The following is a 16,154-nucleotide window of genomic DNA, read 5'->3' on the forward strand; positions in this document are numbered from 1 at the left end:
CGGTGACGTTCCAGCTGACCGAGGTACGTCTGGGGCTGGCGGCGGCGATCATCTCGGCCAGCCTGATCCCGCGGTTCAATCCGCGGGCCGCGTCCGACCTGTTCCTCACGGCGAGGAGGTTCGACGCCGCCGAGGCCGCTGCGGTCGGGCTCGTGACCCGGGCGGTGCCGGACGCCGACCTGTCCGCCGAGGTCGCTCGCGTGCTCGCCGACCTCGCCAAGGCGTACCCCCAGGGCCTGCGCGAGAGCAAGGCGATCCTCAACCGTGACCTGGTCGCCCGCATCGACGCGCTCGGCGACGACCTCGCCGCCAAGTCGGCCGAGCTGTTCGCCAGCGACGAGGCCCGCGAGGCCATGACGGCGTTCCTCCAGCGCAAGAAGTAGAGTCAGGCAGCCCGTTCACGGATCACACATGATGACGCGGCCTGGTCACTTGTGATGATCTTCCGCTGAACGACCGCGGGGCCACCCCCGCGGCAGGTTGACTGAGGTGCTCGCTTCCTCGTCTCATCGGAGTACTCCCATGTCCTCGTCCGCTTCTGTCGTGCTGCGCCGGGTCGTGCCGGTGCTGGCCGCCCTGGCCGTCATCCTCGGGGCATTCGCCGTCGCCCCCGCCCAGGCCGCCACCGCGAAGATCGCGGGCGTCGTGAAGGACGCTGACGGCAAGGTCCGCGGGAACGCGGAGGTCGAGCTCCAGCTCAAGGACCCGGACGGGATCGGAACCGTCGACGCCGTCACGACCAAGGCGGACGGCGCGTTCTCGTTCACGGTAGAGAACCGCGGCCGCTCCTATCGCATCAAGGTCCGGGACTCCGGCGGCTTCGCTGAGGCCTACTCGGCCCTGTTCGAGGTCACGAGCAACAAGGCCGTGCCTGCCGTGGTGACCTACCCCAGCGCGTCCATCTCGGGTCGGGTCGCCGACGTGGAGACCGACGCGGCTGTGAGCGCTCACATCGTGGCCCACCGGGTGACCGGGGCGGTGGTGGATTCCGATGGGCTCGACGTCTTCGTCAGCAATCGGGACAGCGGGTTCGTTCTCAGCGGCCTTGCGCCCGGCACCTACAGGTTCGCCTTCGAGCCGATGGGCGGGGGGTACGCGCCGACGTTCTCCGGCAACAACGCTGTCCGCCTCAGTGACGCGACCAACGTGACGATCGAGGCCGGCGTCGACCATCCCCTCGGCACGATCGGCGTCTCCAAGGGAGCCAGCTTCAGAGGGCGTGTCGTGAACCACCTCGGCAAGCCCTTCCCCGAAGGAGTGGCCGGGGTCGGCGTGTACGACGTGGACGCCGACTACAGCATCGACCGACTGCAGACCCCCGAGATCAACCCGGACGGCACCTGGACGCTGGACTCGCTGCCGGCGGGCAGCTACAAGATCTCGATCCAGGGCGATGACTTCACATACCTCAACCAGTTCCACGACGGCGCTGCGACGCTGGCCGAGTCGGAGCCCTTGACTCTGGGCGCGGGTGAGCAGAAGGAGCTGGCCGCGACCGTCCTGAAGCTCTCCTCGGGGATCACGGGCACCGTCAGGAACGGATCGAAGGCCCTTCAGGGGATCAAGGTCGACGCCTATCCGGTCGTCGAGGGGACCGTGCTGAAGACGTCGGTGAATGCCGTCCTGACCAAGAAGGACGGCACGTTCATCGAGAAGCCGCTGCGCGCCGGCACCTACAAGCTGGTCCTGACCGACCCCAACGGTGTCTACGCGACCACGACCTCGGCCGCCTTCTCGGTCGGCGCTGCCGAGTCGAAGGCGGCAGGGGTCGTCCCGATGCTCCTGCCGACCAAGAAGCTGACGGTCAGCGCGTCGGGCAGCAAGGCCAAGGCCACCTTCAAGGTCACGGTGACCGCGTCGAAGGTGACGCCGACCGGCTACGTCACGGTCAAGCTGGGCGGCGAGTCCCTCAAGAAGGCGAAGCTCAAGAAGGGCAAGGTCACCATCGCGGTGACCAAGCAGGTCAAGGGCAAGCGCGCCTACACGATCACCTACGCAGGTGACTCCAGCGTCCTCGGCAAGACCATCAGCAAGACGGTCACCGTCAAGTAGCTCCGCCCACCACGACGGGCCCGCGACCACCTGGTCGCGGGCTCTCGTCGCGTCGCGCCGAGGCGTCCCGGCAGGCAAGATCGGCGCACGCAGGCCCCAACAGGTCTAGGGTCGCCTCTATCGGGGGAACCCTCGGGTGGTTCACCACGGAGGAGACACATGCGACACGTCGCGCGCCTGTTGGCGCTGATGCTCGTGGGGCTGGTGATCCTGCCGATGGGCGCGGCCACTGCCGCCGAGCCGGACCGGCCCCTCGTCCGCGTCGGCACCGAGGGCGTCTATCCGCCGTTCTCGTTCCACGACGCCAAGACCGATGAGCTGACCGGCTACGACATCGAGGTCATCAAGGCGGTCGCCGACAAGGCCGGCTGGCGCCTCGAGTTCGTCGAGACCCAGTTCGACGCGATCTTCGCGGCCCTCGAGGCCGAGCGCATCGACGTCATCGCCAACCAGGTCACGGTCAACCCGGAGCGGCAGGCGAAATACGGCCTCGGGACGCCCTACACCTACTCACGCGGCGTCATCGTGGTCAAGAAGGGCACCAAGGGGATCACGTCCCTCGACGACGTCAAGGGCAAGACCGCGGCCGAGTCGACCACGACGAGCTGGGCGGACGTCGCGCGCAAGGCCGGCGCCAAGATCCAGGCCGTCGAGGGCTTCTCGCAGGCCGCCGCGCTGGTCGTGCAGGGACGGGCGGACCTGCTGATCAACGACAACATCGCAGTGCTGGACTACCTCAACACGACCGGCAAGGACGACATCGAGATCGTCGGCAACGCCGGCAGCGACGTCAGCAAGCAGGCGCTGGCCTTCCGCAAGGGAGACCCCCGCCTCGAGGAGTCCAACCGGGCGTTGGCCGAGCTCAAGGCCGACGGCACGCTGAAGAAGATCTCGGAGAAGTACTTCAAGACCGACGTGTCGGTCGAGGGAGGCGGCGAGGCCGACCTGTCCGGCGGGCGCGCCGTGCGCAGCGACACCGAGGTCGTCAAGGACGCCGCGTGGCCGATGCTCAAGAAGCTCGTCATCGTCACGATCCCGCTCACGATCGTCAGCTTCGCGATCGGCCTGGTGCTGGCGGTCGCCGCGGCGCTGGCCCGGATCTCGGGCAACCGGGTCCTCGGTGGCATCGCGCGCGGCTACATCTCGATCATCCGTGGCACGCCGCTGCTGCTGCAGCTGTTCATCGTGTTCTACGGCCTTCCCGAGATCGGCATCGACCTTCCGCCATGGCCGTCGGCGATCCTGGCGCTGAGCCTCAACGTCGGCGGGTATGCCGCCGAGGTGGTCCGCTCGGCGATCCTGTCGGTGCCGAAGGGCCAGTTCGAGGCGGCGTGGACGGTCGGCATGGGCTACTGGCAGTCGCTGCGGCGCATCGTGTTCCCCCAGGCCGCCCGCACCGCGGTGCCACCGCTGTCCAACACCGCGATCTCGCTGCTCAAGGACACCTCACTGGTGTCCGTGGTGCTGCTGACCGACGTGTTCCGCCAGGGTCAGCTCGCCGCCGCCAACGCGCAGGTCTACCTCCCGATCTACGTCCTGGCCGGGTTCTACTACTGGGTCGTGTGCGTCGGCATGTCCTCCGTCCAAGGCAAGCTCGAGACCCGACTGAACAGGTTCGTGGCCGCATGACCGACATCCAGAGCACGACCCCCGACATGGGCGGCCTGCGCGTCCGCGCGACGGGCATCGAGAAGTCGTTCGGGGACAACCACGTCCTGCGCGGCGTCGACTTCGAGGCGGTCGCGGGCACCACGACGGCACTGCTGGGTCCGTCGGGATCGGGCAAGACCACGATCCTGCGGTCGCTCAACGTCCTCGACCGGGCCGACCGGGGAGTCATCCAGATCGACGACGTGTGCGTCGACTTCGGCACGCTGCCGGCCAAGGGTCGCCAGGCGCGGGACCAGATCGCCCGGCTGCGGGCGCAGAGCGGCATGGTCTTCCAGTCGCACAACCTGTTCCCCCACAAGACGGTCCTCGAGAACGTCATCGAGGGACCCGTGCAGGTGCAGAAGCGCCCGCGGGACGAGGCCGTCGCCGAGGCGCGCGAGCTGCTCGAGCAGGTCGGCCTCAGCGACAAGGCCGACCAGCACCCGTTCCAGCTGTCGGGCGGCCAGCAGCAGCGGGTCGGCATCGCCCGCGCCCTGGCGCTCAAGCCGCGGGTCGTGCTGTTCGACGAGCCAACCTCGGCGCTGGACCCCGAGCTCGTCGGCGAGGTGCTGGCGGTCATCAAGGACCTGGTCACCGCGGGCTGGACGACGGTGCTGGTGACCCACGAGATCCGGTTCGCGGAGCAGGTTGCCGACCAGGTGCTGTTCCTCGACGGCGGCGTCGTGGTGGAGCGGGGCACCAGCGCGCAGGTCATCGGCGACCCGCAGGAGGAGCGGACCCGCCAGTTCCTCCAGCGGATCCTCGACCCGACCTGAGGCGCCGCCGTCCCGCCGATCGGGGCGACGTCCGTCACGCCGCCGTCCGGGGTGCGGCATCTGCCTGCGGAATATTTCACCCACGTCATAGACTTGTGAGTTCTCCAATGCCAGTGAAGGAGTGAGTTGAGCTCACAGGACGCGGAACGTCGCGAGATCGAGGCCGAGCAGGCGTACGTCGACACGGTCTACGAACGCCTCGATGCCTCCGCCAAGGTTGCCCAGTCCCTCGTGGTCGAGGGGATGGCGCGCGGTCACGTCGGCAACGAGGGTGGCCTCGTCGAGCGTGACGCGATGGTCTACCAGGCGTCCAAGCGGCTGTCCGCGCTCAACGCCGCCCACGACGGCCTGGTCTTCGGCCGGCTCAACCTGCTGGACGGGGAGTCGCGCTACATCGGCCGCATCGGCGTCCGCGACGCCGAGCGCGAGATCCTGCTGATCGACTGGCGTGCTCCCGCCGCCGCGATCTTCTACCAGGCGACGGCGCAGGAGCCCCAGGGCGTGATCCGTCGCCGGGTGCTCCGCTGCTCCAACGACAAGGTCATCGGGGTCGAGGACGACCTGCTCGACGGCGACAACGCACCCGACGACCTCGTGGTGATCGGCGAGGGCGCGCTGCTGGCGAGCCTGACCCGGGCCCGGGACAGCTCGATGCACTCGGTCGTCGCGACGATCCAGAAGGAGCAGGACGAGGCGATCCGCGCTCCCAGCCGTGGCGCGACCACGATCGGCGGCGGACCGGGCACCGGCAAGACCGTCGTCGCGTTGCACCGCGCGGCGTACCTGCTCTACACCGATCGCCGCCGGTTCGAGTCCGGCGGCGTCCTCGTGGTCGGGCCGTCCGCGGTCTTCATGAGCTACATCGAGCGGGTCCTGCCGAGCCTCGGCGAGACCAGCGTGACCCTCCGCTCGCTCGGCGAGGTCGTCGACGGGCTGCGCACGGCCCGGCACGACGAGCCGGTCGCCGCGGCCGCCAAGGGCTCCTCGCGCATGACGGCGTTCCTGACCCGGGCGGCCGCCGCGCCGATCCCCGGCTCGCCGACCGAGCTGCGCTACTTCTACAAGGACGACGTGCTGCGGCTCGACGCCCAGCAGCTCGACCGCATCCGTCGCCAGCTCCTGTCGGGCGCGCGGCGCAACCGGGCGTACGCCAAGGCGCCGGCGGCCCTCGTCGAGGCGCTGTGGCGCCAGGTCCGGGGCGAACGCGCGCTCGAGAAGGGTCGCGAGGAGTTCGTCGAGATCATCACGACCGACGACCGGTTCGTGGACTTCGTCGAGGACTGGTGGCCGCCCGTCGACCCGATCCAGATGTGGCGGTCGCTCCCGGTCGTGATCGACCAGCTCAACCGCGGAGCGTTCCGGCCCGAGGAGGTCACGGCGCTCAAGGCCTCGTGGCAGATCGGCGAGCCCAGCATCCAGGACGTCCCGCTGATCGACGAGCTGCGCTACATCATCGGCGAGCTGCCCGAGCCGACCGACGAGGACGCCGACGACCCCAAGCAGCTCATGAGCTTCGAGCGCCGCGAGCGTGACGAGCGGGTCGACCGCTTCCGCTCGACCCAGAGCATCGAGGACGACGGCTTCGCGCACGTCCTGGTCGACGAGGCCCAGGACCTGTCGCCGATGCAGTGGCGGATGCTGGGGCGGCGTGGCCGGCACGCCAGCTGGACCATCGTCGGCGACCAGGCGCAGTCGTCCTGGCCGTTCCCCGAGGAGTCCGCGGCGGCACGCACCGCAGCGCTGGAGGGCAAGCCCGAGCACGCCTTCCGGCTCTCGACCAACTACCGCAACTCCGCCGAGATCTACGACCTCGCCGCCAAGGTCGCGGCGATCGCGGTGCCGTACCCCGATCTCGCCGACGCGGTGCGCCGCACGGGTGAGTCGCCACAGCACCACACGGTCGGGACCGCCGAGCTCGTCGACACCGTGCGGGCCAGTGCCCGGGAGATCCTCGACCGGGTCGACGGCACGGTCGCGGTCGTCGTGCCGCGGGACCGTCTCGACGCGCTGCGGTCGGACCTCGTCGACCTGATCGGCGAGCACCCCGACCGGCTCCGTGTGCTCGACGGGCTCGACACCAAGGGCCTGGAGTTCGACGGCGTCGTCGTGGTCGAGCCCGACGGCATCACCGACGAGTCCAGCGCCGGCTGGCGCACCCTGTACGTCGTGCTGACCCGCGCGACCCAGCTGCTGACGACGGTGGGCACGACCGACCGCTGGAGCAACCGGATCGCATGAACCTCGTCGCATGAACCGGATCGTCTCGGTCCTCGCGCTGGTCCTGCTCGGGCTCGTCGCCGCCGTGCCGACGGCCTACACGACCTTCGTCCACAGCGAGCGCGCGATCACGCTCGGCGCGCACGACTCGACGGTGCGCCCCACGTTCGACGGCTTCGCCCGGATCGACTCGGGGACCCTGATCCCGGAGATCCGGCTGCCGGCGGGCGCCCCGGCCGGCATCGGCGTCGACATCCGCCTGGGTGACAGCGAGGTCACCGACATCGAGAGCCTCGTCGCCCGCGACGCCGTCATCGCCAGCCAGCCGGAGGGCGAGATCGCGGCGATCCGCTCCTCGCTGACCTCGATGGCGCTCGACGCGGCGATGCGCGGGGCCGGCGTCGGGATCATCACGGTCCTGGCGGCGCTGCTGGCGTGGTGGGCCGTCGGTCGGACCCGGCGGGAGACCATCTGGGCCGCCGCCCGACACCCGCGCCGCCGCCAGGTGGTGGGAGCGGCCGCCGTCTCGGGGGTCCTCGTCGCGTCCCTCGCGCTGGTCGCGGCACCGGACCGACCGCGCGAGGAGCGGCAGACCTGGGTGCCGATCGCCTCGGTGTTCCCCGAGCTCCCCAGCGATGCGGTGCTCGACCGGCTCGAGATCGTCGAGGGCGGAGCCACGGCGGGGAGCCGGGCGATCGTCGAGGGGGCCCTGACGACGTACCGGACCTCGGTCGCGTTCTACGGTCGGCTCGCCGAGACCGCGCGGACCGCCGACGTGCGCACGCCCGAGGAGGGCGAGACGACGGCGCTCGTCGTCACCGACCGGCACGACAACATCGGCATGGACCCCGTGGCCCGGGTCATCGCCGATCGGGCCCGCGCGAAGATCCTCATCGACCTGGGCGACGACACGTCCAACGGGGCCAGCTGGGAGACGTTCAGCATCAACAGCCTGGCCCGCGAGTTCCACGACTTCGACATCGTCTCGGTCGCCGGCAACCACGACACCGGCGGCACGGTCCAGGAGCAGATGGTCGACAAGGGCTTCCGCCTGCTCGGTGGGGAGCCCGTGACGGTCGACGGCATCCGGTTCCTCGGCAGCAGCGATCCCCGCGGCTCGGGCCTCACGGCGGGCTACTTCGGGGACGCCGCGACCAACTCCGAGGCGCTCAAGGAGCAGGACGCCGAGCTGACCAAGGCCGCGTGCGCCGCGGGGGACGTCAGCGTCATCGCGGTCCACAGCCCGTCGTCGGCCAAGCTGGCCGCGGCCTCGGGCTGCGTCGACCTGGTCCTGTCGGGGCACCTGCACCGGCAGGTCGGGCCGGAGCCGACCGTCGGCGCCAACGGGCGCACGACCACGACCCTCACGACGGGCTCCACCGGCGGCGCGGTCTACGCGTTCGCGCTGGGCAGCAAGCTGCGCCGTGACGCCCAGGTCACGATCGTGACGTTCGCGGACGGGAAGGCGGTGGGGCTGCAGCCCGTCACGTTCCAGCCCGGCGGCACGATCGACGTCGCGGGCTACCAGCCGCTGACGCCCTCGCCCCGCGAGTGACGGGGGTCTGGCGCCGGGGGTCTCAGCGGCAGCGGGAGACGATCAGCTCGGCGTACGCCCGTGCGCACGCCACGACCTGGTCGATGCTGACGCTCTCGTCGACCGCGTGGGCGTCGGCGATGTCCCCGGGGCCGTACTGGACCGTCGGGATCCCGGCCGCGGCGTACTGCCGCAGGTCCGAGCCGTACGGGGCGCCGACGATGGCGGGGTCCGGCTCGCCGGTCGCGGCGACCGCACGACGTACCTCGTCGCCGTAGGGATGACCCTCGGGCAGGTGACCAGCCGCGAAGTGCCCACCGGGCCACGTGACGGCGGGCGGGTGGTCGGCGAGCCACGCGTCGGTCGCGGCGGCCTTCGTGACGGCCTCTTCGAATGTCGTCTTGGCGTCGGCGAACGACTCACCGGGCATGACGCCGAAGCGGCCCTCCGCGACGAGGAGGTCGGGGACCGTGCTGGCCCAGTCGCCGGCGTGGATGATGCCGACGCTGATGGGCCACGGCAGGGCGTCGAACGGCTCCGGCGGCATCGCATTGCGTACGTCCTCGAGCTCGCCGAGCGCGCGGTGCACCAGCTCGAAGCCGCTGATCGCGCTGTGACCCGTCGACCGCATCGAGCCGTGGGTCGCGCGTCCCTGCACCTCGATGCGGAACGTCAGGGAGCCCGCGTTGGCGGCGACGACCTGGCCCGCGGTCGGCTCGGCGATGATGCACGCATCGCCCGTGTGGCCGCGCCGGAGCGTGCCGAACGTGCCGATCCCGCCGTCCTCCTCGCCGATCACGGTGTGGACCGCGAAGGGGCGCGCCAGCTCGAGGTCGCTGACCGCCCGGGCCGCGGCGATGATCGCGACGACGCCACCCTTCATGTCGCAGACGCCGCGGCCGAACCAGCGACCGTCGACCTCGCGGACGTGCCACGGGTCCTCGTTGGTCCAGGTCTCCGCCTCGCCGGGCGGGACGACGTCGACGTGTCCGTTGAGGATCAGGGCCGGCGTGCCGGGGCCCGAGGTGCCGACGACGCCCCACGCCTCCTCCCGCTCGACCTCCTCGCCGGGGTAGTCGGGGTCGGCGCGCAGCGCGTCGAGGTCGAGCTTCCACTGGTCGACCTCGAGGCCCAGCCCGGTCAACGTCGCGGCGCACCAGCGCTGAGCCGCGATCTCGGCGTCGGAGCCGCCGGTGCTGGGGAAGTTGACGAGCTGCGCCAGGTCGCGGCGGATCAGGTCGACGTCGATGTCCATGGCGCCAGTCTGGCAGCCGACTCCTGGCAGGCCATCGCTCCGGTCGACACCATGATCCGTCCCGGACGATTGCCACCCGGACAAGGTCCCTGGGAGTCCCGCGGGCTGCGCTAGGCTCGTGCCATGACGATCCGGCCGTTCCTGCGGCTCAGCACAGCCTGGTGGCGCCACCAGTAGTCCGGTGGCCTGTCGAACTCCTGCCCAGACCGCCTCACGGCCGGCTCTGGGCATCGTTGTCTGTGGTCCGCGCCGGTCGAGACCTCTACCGAAGGAACTGAGATGCCCTCTCCCGACGACACCGTCCTGGACGAGCTTCTCGCCCAGCCGGCGTTCGCGATGATCCGCGTCCGCGAGTCCGACACCGTGACCCTCGTCGGCGGTCCCCGCACGGACCTGGAGTCCCTCGCGGACATCCCGCTGAAGGCCGGCACGGGCCGGGCGTGGGACCACCTGGTGCTGGTGCCGTACGCCCAGGCGCGCGAGCGCGGCTTCGAGGCGCACCAGGACGGGACGCCGTTGTCCTCGATCGAGGTCGCGTACAGCGCCGAGGTACCGCTCGACGACCTGCTCGCCGCGCTCCCCGACGTACCCGTCGAGTTCACCGACCGCGGCGGCTTCGAGACGACCGACGACGAGTACGCCGGGATCGTCCGGCAGATCATCGACGACGAGATCGGCCAGGGCGAGGGCGCCAACCTCGTGATCGGCCGGCACTACCGCGCCCAGGTCGCCGACTGGGGCCACGACCGGGCGCTGACGGTGTTCCGCCGGCTGCTGGAGCGTGAGCGCGGAGCGTTCTGGACGTTCCTCATCTTCACCGGCGACCGCTACCTGATCGGCGCCTCGCCCGAGCGGCACGTCAGCCTCGAGGCCGGGCAGGTCCGGATGAACCCCATCAGCGGGACGTTCCGGATGCGCGGTCTCGAGACGCACGCCGACAAGAAGCGCGAGCTGCTGAAGTTCCTCCAGGACGAGAAGGAGATCTACGAGCTCTTCATGGTCGTCGACGAAGAGCTCAAGATGATGTGCGACATCTGCCACGAGGGTGGGCTGGTGCTGGGCCCCTACCTGAAGCCCATGACGCACCTCGTGCACACCGAGTACCTCCTGGCCGGCCGCACGGATCGCGACGTGCGGGCCGTGCTGCGTGACTCGATGTTCGCCGCCACCGTCACGGGCAGCCCGGTTGAGAACGCGTGCCGCCTCATCAAGCAGTACGAGCCCGAGGGGCGCGGCTACTACGCGTCGGTCGCAGCGCTCATCGGACGCGACGACGACGGAGCCCAGCTGGCCGACGCCCCGATCCTCATCCGCACCGCCGACGTCGACCTCCAGGGCAATCTCAAGGTCACGGCGGGAGCCACCCTCGTCCGCGACTCGGATGCGATGTACGAGACGAAGGAGACCTGGGCCAAGGCGGGCGGCATCCTCAGCGCGTTCGGGCTGGTCGAGTCGGCGCCCGAGCCGGTGGAGGGCTTCGACGCGTTCACCCGCGAGGACGAGGTCATCCTCGCGCTCGGATCGCGCAACCAGCGGCTCTCCCAGTTCTGGCTCACCGACCAGTCGGGTGCCGCGCCGGTGCCGTCGCTCATGGGCAAGCGGGTCGTCGTGGTCGACGGCGAGGACGACTTCGTCAACATGCTGTCGCACGTCTTCGGCGTGCTGGGCATGACGACCGACATCGTCCGGCACGACGCGGCCGCGTTGACGCAGGACGCCGGCGCGGCGCTCGAGGGCTACGACCTCGTCGTCGTCGGTCCGGGCCCCGGCGACCCCCGCGACCTGGACGATCCCAAGATGGCGGTGCTGCACGGCGTCGTGCGCCGGCTGCTCGACACCCAGCGTCCGTTCCTCGCGGTGTGCCTGGGGCACCAGACGTTGAGCCACCAGATCGGGCTCGACCTCGTGTTCAAGGACATCGTCTTCCAGGGCACGCAGAGCCGCGTCACGGTGCTCGACCGGCCCGAGACCGTGGGGTTCTACAACACGTTCGTCGCCCGGGTGCCCGCGTCGGGGCTGCCCGACGGGGTCTCAGTCGAGACCGACCCGTCGACGGGCGATGTGCACCTGGTGGCCGGGCCGCACTACCGCGGCGTGCAGTTCCACGCCGAGTCGATCCTCACCCAGAACGGCTTCGGCATCCTGCGCCAGCTCGTGACCGACCTCATCGGCTGACGCACGTCTCCTCTGGCCCCGAAGTGGGGGTCGGGGACGGGCGAAAGTGTGCGATTCTGCACCGGCTTCGGCCGAAAGTGTGCGATCCCGCACCGATCGAGGGGCGCAGACCGGGCAGACTCGCACACTTTCGCGATGGCGCTGGCGATGGCGCTGGCGCTGGATGCGACAGCGCGACCCGACCTTGCGTCAGGAGTCGAGCACGCGCAGGGCTGACGGGGCGTGGGCCGCGCGGGCGCCCGTCTTGTCGCTCTCGACGACGTACTTGGGCTCGTCCTCCGAGGCCGTGAACTTCTGCTTCGCCAGCTGGAAGCTCGTGGTCTTCTTCTCGACGATGCGCCCGTGCGTGCGCCCCTGCGGGGTGGCCCAGCTGACCTTGTCACCGATCTTCATTCATCCATCGTGCGCCGATTCGCGCTCGGCCGCAGGTCGAGGGCGACGACCTGGCGTGATGCGCGTGATCGCGACGCCCAGCAGGCACAGGGCGCCGCCGACGAAGGCAAGGGCGGCGGGCACCTCGTCGAGCACGGCCCACGACAGGAGGGTCGCGACGGCGGGGGCCAGGTAGGTCGTCGACGCGGCCTGGCCGGCCGAGATGCGCTGCAGCGCGTACGACCACGTCGTGAAGCCGATCGCCGTCGGGAAGACGCCGAGATAGGCGAGCCACAGCAGGTCGTGTGCCGAGGCGTCGTCGAGCTCGCTGACGAGGGCCGGCGCGAAGGGCAGGCACACGACCAGACCCACGAGACAGCCCAGCCACACCGACATCGCCGGGTCGACGTGCCTGAGCGCGGGCTTCTGAGCCAGTGCGCCGATGGCGTAGAACACGGCCGCCGCGAGGCACAGGAGGACACCGGTCGTGCTGGCGGTGTCGACGACTGTCGAGTCGCTGTCGGTGCTCACCGCGATCAGCACGACTCCGGCGAACGCGACGCCGATGCCGATCAGCAGCGGCGCGGGAAAGCCCTCCTTGAACAAAAATCCGGCGAGCAGCGCGATGAGCGCCGGACCGATGTTGACGATGAGCGCTGTCGTGCCCGCATCGAGGTCGCGCTCGGCGGCGTTGAGGGCGATGTTGTAGGCGCCGAACCAGATCACGCCGTAGAGCACGACGAGCTGCAGAGGGCGACCACGCGGCAGGGGCACGCGGCCCGGGCGCACGATGAGTGTCAGGGCCAGCGCACCCACCACGAGACGTCCGAGGGTGAGTGAGCCGGGCGAGAACGTGTCGCCGAGGGCACGGATCGCCACGAACGCCGAGGCCCACAGCACCACCGTGACGAGCATCGCCGGCAACGACAGGTCGCGAGAGGTCTTCACCCGCTCACGGTAGCCACCGCCGCCGACACCCCAGTCGAGCGGCGGCGGCCCTCCACCCGCGCGACCGGTCGATCGCTCGACTGACCGATCGCGCGGGTGACCGGTTAGTCGGTCGCGCCGCCGTCGCTGTCGAGCTCGACCTCGACCTCGTCCTTCTTGCCGTCCCGGGTGTACGTGATCGTGATGCTCTCACCAGGATTGAATCCGCGCACGGACGCGACGAGCGCCTCGGAGCTGGCGATCAGGTTGCCGTTGACCGCTGTGATGACGTCGCCCTCCTTGAGGCCGGCCTTGTCACCGGCACCGCCCGAGGTGACGTCCTTGACCTCGGCTCCGACGCCCGTGATGCCGTCCTCGCCGAGGAAGTTGTTGACCTGCACGCCAATCTGCGCGTGCTGCACCTCCTTGCCGTCGAGCAGCTGCTTCGAGACGTTCTTGGCGAGGTCGATCGGGATCGCGAAGCCCAGGCCGATCGAGCCGGCATCGCCGGACGACGTGGTGCCGGAGCGGATCGCGGAGTTGAACGCGATGACGCGGCCCTGAAGGTCGACGAGTGGACCGCCCGAGTTGCCCGGGTTGATCGCGGCGTCGGTCTGGACGGCGGGGAACGTCGTCCTCTCGCTGCTGCCGCTGCCGTCGCTCGACGACACGGGCCGGTTGAGCGCCGAGATGATGCCCTGCGTCACGGTGCTCTCCAGGCCGAACGGCGACCCGATCGCGACGACCTCTTGGCCGACCGTCAGATCGGCCGACGTGCCGAGCGTGGCAGGCGTCAGTCCCGTCTTGCCCTCCGCCTTGATGACCGCGATGTCGGTCTTGGCGTCGCGTCCGACGATCTCGGCCTTGGCGTTCGTGCCGTCGTTGAACGCCACCGTGATGGTGCCGCTGTCGGCCGCGACCTCGACGACGTGGTTGTTGGTCAGGATCTCGCCGTCGTCGCTGATGATGATGCCCGTGCCGGAGCCGGACTCCTCGGCGCCCTTGACGTTGATCTGCACGACGGAGGGCAGCACCTTCTGGGCGACCTGCTCGACGGTGCCGGCGGGCGCCTTGGTCTGCGTCGTCTTGCCGGAGTCGAGCGAGCTGACCGTCGACTGGTCGCCGTCGGCGTCCTGCGACTCGTCGTAGAGCCAGGCTCCGCCGAAGCCGGCAGCACCCGCGAGCAGGATCAGTGCGAGCGCACCGGCGAGGGTGGCGATGAGCTTGCGGCCACGACGCTTGCGCGGCTTGTCGGCCACTCCGCCGCCGTACTGACCACCGTCACCGCCGCTGCCCGAGGCCGGCAGCGTCACCGTGGGCTCGGCGAACGGCGGAAGGCCGTCGGTGCGAGTCGTGTCGAAGGGCGGGGGGGCGGGCGGCGCCGAGGTGCCTGCCTGCGCCACCGGGTCGCCGGTGGCCGCGGGGAAGCGGTGGGTGTAGGCGTCGGACGCAGGGGTGGGAGCGGCCGATGCGTCATCGGGCGCATCGGGCTGCGGGAACGCGGCGTGCGTCACGTCGTCCTGCAGGGCCACGGTCGGCTCCTCGGCGGAGTCGCGCGGAGCATCCGCGGAAGCCGGGGCCGGTGCTGCTTCGGGCGTGCGGTTCCCGTCGTCGGATGCCGCGGCGCCGTCGCCCGTCGGGGGCACGTACGGGCGGGCGGCGAACGGGTCGTTCGAATCGGTCATGGACATAGATTCTCGCCTATCGCTGAGACTGTCGTGAGAGTGGCGTGTGAGCGCTCAAAGAAACCGTCATCAGGTCTCCTCGCTGGTCGAGTCGGGCAGGCGAAGCGTGAAGACCGTTCCGCCGCTGGGGGGAGAGGCCACCTCCACGGTGCCGCCGTGCCGCTCGGCTGCCCGCTTGACGATCGACAGGCCCAGTCCCGAGCCGGGGAGCGTTCGCGCCTCGCTGGCCCGGTAGAACCGGTCGAAGACGTGCGGCAGGTCCTGTGCCGCGATGCCGGGCCCTTCGTCGGCGACCGTCAGCGCGCCGTCAGCCAGGCGCACGGCGACGGTGCCGTTCTCGGGGCTCCACTTCGCGGCGTTGTCGAGCAGGTTGGTCACGGCACGCTCGAGCAGCTGAGGCTCGCCGAACACCTCCCACGGCGCGACACCGACGTCGAACACGATCGACGGCGCGCGCAGGCGCACCCGATGGACAGCCTGGTTGACGACGTGGGCGAAGTCGAGCGGCTCGGGCCCGTGGCGCAGGGGCTCCTCGCGGGCGAGCTCGACGAGATCGCCCACGAGCGTCGTCAGCTCCTCGAGCTGGGCGCGGACGTCGTCCATGATCTCGTGGCGCTGCTCGACCGTCAGGTGGCGCTCCGAGCTGTCGGCGGCCTGGCCGATCAGCTCGATGTTGGTGCGCAGGCTCGTGAGGGGGGTGCGGAGCTCGTGCCCGGCGTCGGCGACGAGCTGGCGCTGGCGCGCTTGTGACGCGTCGAGCGCCTGGAGCATCGCGTTGAAGGACGTCGTGAGGCGGGCGAGCTCGTCGCGACCGGTGACCTGGATCGGGGTCAGGTCGGACGTCCGCGCGACGCGCTCGGTAGCGGCCGTGAGCCGGCGGACGGGGCGCAGACCGTTGTTGGCCACGGCCCATCCGGCAACGCCCGCCATCGCGACGCCCGCCACGACGCTGAGCAACAGGATCAGCCGCAGACGTGCGAGCGCGTGGTCGATCGACTCCATCGACTGGGCGACCACGAGGGCCGTGCCGGGTTGGGCGCGCACCGCGATGACGCGGTAGGGGACGCCGCCGATGCGCACGGTGCGCATCGACTGGGGGGCCTGGCCGATCGACACCTCGATCTCGCGGAAGCTCTTCAGCGCCCTCACCGTCGCAGGGTCACTGTTCGCCGGCGCCAGCAGGCCACCGCCCTGCACCAGGAAGAATCGCACGTCGGCGATCTCCTGGACGTAGGCCGGCAGACCCGGGTCCTGCGCGGTCTCGGCGACGCCCGCGTCGACCGCGGCGTCCGCTCGACGCAGCATCGACTCGTCGAGAGAGCTCTCGAACTCGGCCCGCACCATGACGAAGATGACGGCGCTCACGAAGCTCAGGGTCAAGGCCACCGCGAGCGACGTCAGGACCGCGACCCGCAGGCCGAGCGACATGCGGCCCGTGATGCGTTGCAGAGCGCGGTGGACGCCGTCGATCACGGGGGGGTCTCGCGCAGGACGTAGCCCACGCCGCGCAC

Annotated in this window: 12 protein-coding genes; 7 read left to right on the plus strand and 5 right to left on the minus strand. The window is 70.5% G+C overall.

Annotated features, from left to right (window positions below; all coding sequences use genetic code 11):
- From JWQ91_RS03520 to JWQ91_RS03545, 6 genes are all read left to right on the plus strand, one after another.
- A partial coding sequence (locus JWQ91_RS03520) for an enoyl-CoA hydratase-related protein (RefSeq protein WP_297780902.1) occupies positions 1 to 383 on the plus strand: 383 nt, incomplete at its 5' end.
- 139 nt (positions 384 to 522) lie between these two features.
- Positions 523 to 2,052 carry a carboxypeptidase-like regulatory domain-containing protein gene (locus JWQ91_RS03525; protein WP_297780905.1) on the plus strand — a complete coding sequence of 510 codons (1,530 nt, stop codon included), beginning with the start codon at positions 523 to 525 and terminating at the stop codon, positions 2,050 to 2,052.
- 159 nt (positions 2,053 to 2,211) lie between these two features.
- The gene (locus JWQ91_RS03530) at positions 2,212 to 3,681 is read left to right on the plus strand and encodes an ABC transporter substrate-binding protein/permease (protein ID WP_297780907.1); all 1,470 of its coding nucleotides are present in this window, start codon (positions 2,212 to 2,214) and stop codon (positions 3,679 to 3,681) included.
- The gene (locus tag JWQ91_RS03535; protein ID WP_297780909.1) at positions 3,678 to 4,478 is read left to right on the plus strand and encodes an amino acid ABC transporter ATP-binding protein; all 801 of its coding nucleotides are present in this window, start codon (positions 3,678 to 3,680) and stop codon (positions 4,476 to 4,478) included. The genes JWQ91_RS03530 and JWQ91_RS03535 overlap by 4 nt, the downstream gene beginning before the upstream one ends.
- Positions 4,479 to 4,604: 126 nt before the next feature.
- Positions 4,605 to 6,716 (plus strand): UvrD-helicase domain-containing protein, encoded by a 2,112-nt coding sequence (locus JWQ91_RS03540; protein WP_297780912.1) that lies wholly within the window; start codon positions 4,605 to 4,607, stop codon positions 6,714 to 6,716.
- 10 nt (positions 6,717 to 6,726) lie between these two features.
- Complete coding sequence (locus JWQ91_RS03545; RefSeq protein ID WP_297780915.1) at positions 6,727 to 8,250, plus strand: metallophosphoesterase family protein; 1,524 nt, start codon at positions 6,727 to 6,729, stop codon at positions 8,248 to 8,250.
- 22 nt (positions 8,251 to 8,272) lie between these two features.
- On the opposite strand, the gene JWQ91_RS03550 is transcribed toward JWQ91_RS03545, so the two are convergent.
- Positions 8,273 to 9,484: an ArgE/DapE family deacylase gene (locus tag JWQ91_RS03550; RefSeq protein WP_297780918.1), complete on the minus strand. Its 1,212-nt coding sequence runs from the start codon at positions 9,482 to 9,484 to the stop codon at positions 8,273 to 8,275.
- 279 nt (positions 9,485 to 9,763) lie between these two features.
- On the opposite strand from JWQ91_RS03550, the gene JWQ91_RS03555 reads away from it, so the two are divergent.
- On the plus strand, positions 9,764 to 11,659 hold the full coding sequence (locus JWQ91_RS03555) for an anthranilate synthase family protein (RefSeq protein WP_297780921.1): 1,896 nt from the start codon (positions 9,764 to 9,766) through the stop codon (positions 11,657 to 11,659).
- Positions 11,660 to 11,848: 189 nt separating this feature from the next.
- On the opposite strand, the gene JWQ91_RS03560 is transcribed toward JWQ91_RS03555, so the two are convergent.
- From JWQ91_RS03560 to JWQ91_RS03575, 4 genes are all read right to left on the minus strand, one after another.
- The gene (locus tag JWQ91_RS03560) at positions 11,849 to 12,052 is read right to left on the minus strand and encodes a DUF2945 domain-containing protein (protein ID WP_297780924.1); all 204 of its coding nucleotides are present in this window, start codon (positions 12,050 to 12,052) and stop codon (positions 11,849 to 11,851) included.
- Positions 12,053 to 12,979, minus strand: coding sequence for a DMT family transporter (locus tag JWQ91_RS03565; RefSeq protein ID WP_297780927.1), 927 nt, complete (start codon positions 12,977 to 12,979; stop codon positions 12,053 to 12,055). It lies immediately after the preceding gene.
- A 104-nt stretch (positions 12,980 to 13,083) separates the two neighbouring features.
- A complete protein-coding gene (locus JWQ91_RS03570) occupies positions 13,084 to 14,643 on the minus strand; it encodes a trypsin-like peptidase domain-containing protein (protein ID WP_297780930.1) in 1,560 nt (519 codons plus the stop codon).
- A 69-nt stretch (positions 14,644 to 14,712) separates the two neighbouring features.
- A partial coding sequence (locus JWQ91_RS03575) for a HAMP domain-containing sensor histidine kinase (RefSeq protein ID WP_366521346.1) occupies positions 14,713 to 16,154 on the minus strand: 1,442 nt, incomplete at its 5' end.

The organism is Aeromicrobium sp., from assembly GCF_025965075.1.
Taxonomy (GTDB): Bacteria; Actinomycetota; Actinomycetes; order Propionibacteriales; family Nocardioidaceae; genus Aeromicrobium.

Coding starts and splice junctions, on each gene's coding strand:
- JWQ91_RS03555 (WP_297780921.1), top strand. CDS start 9,764: ATGCCCTCTCCCGACGACACCGTCCTGGACGAGCTTCTCGCCCAGCCG.
- JWQ91_RS03570 (WP_297780930.1), bottom strand. CDS start 14,643: ATGACCGATTCGAACGACCCGTTCGCCGCCCGCCCGTACGTGCCCCCG.
- JWQ91_RS03550 (WP_297780918.1), bottom strand. CDS start 9,484: ATGGACATCGACGTCGACCTGATCCGCCGCGACCTGGCGCAGCTCGTC.
- JWQ91_RS03560 (WP_297780924.1), bottom strand. CDS start 12,052: ATGAAGATCGGTGACAAGGTCAGCTGGGCCACCCCGCAGGGGCGCACG.
- JWQ91_RS03535 (WP_297780909.1), top strand. CDS start 3,678: ATGACCGACATCCAGAGCACGACCCCCGACATGGGCGGCCTGCGCGTC.
- JWQ91_RS03545 (WP_297780915.1), top strand. CDS start 6,727: ATGAACCGGATCGTCTCGGTCCTCGCGCTGGTCCTGCTCGGGCTCGTC.
- JWQ91_RS03525 (WP_297780905.1), top strand. CDS start 523: ATGTCCTCGTCCGCTTCTGTCGTGCTGCGCCGGGTCGTGCCGGTGCTG.
- JWQ91_RS03530 (WP_297780907.1), top strand. CDS start 2,212: ATGCGACACGTCGCGCGCCTGTTGGCGCTGATGCTCGTGGGGCTGGTG.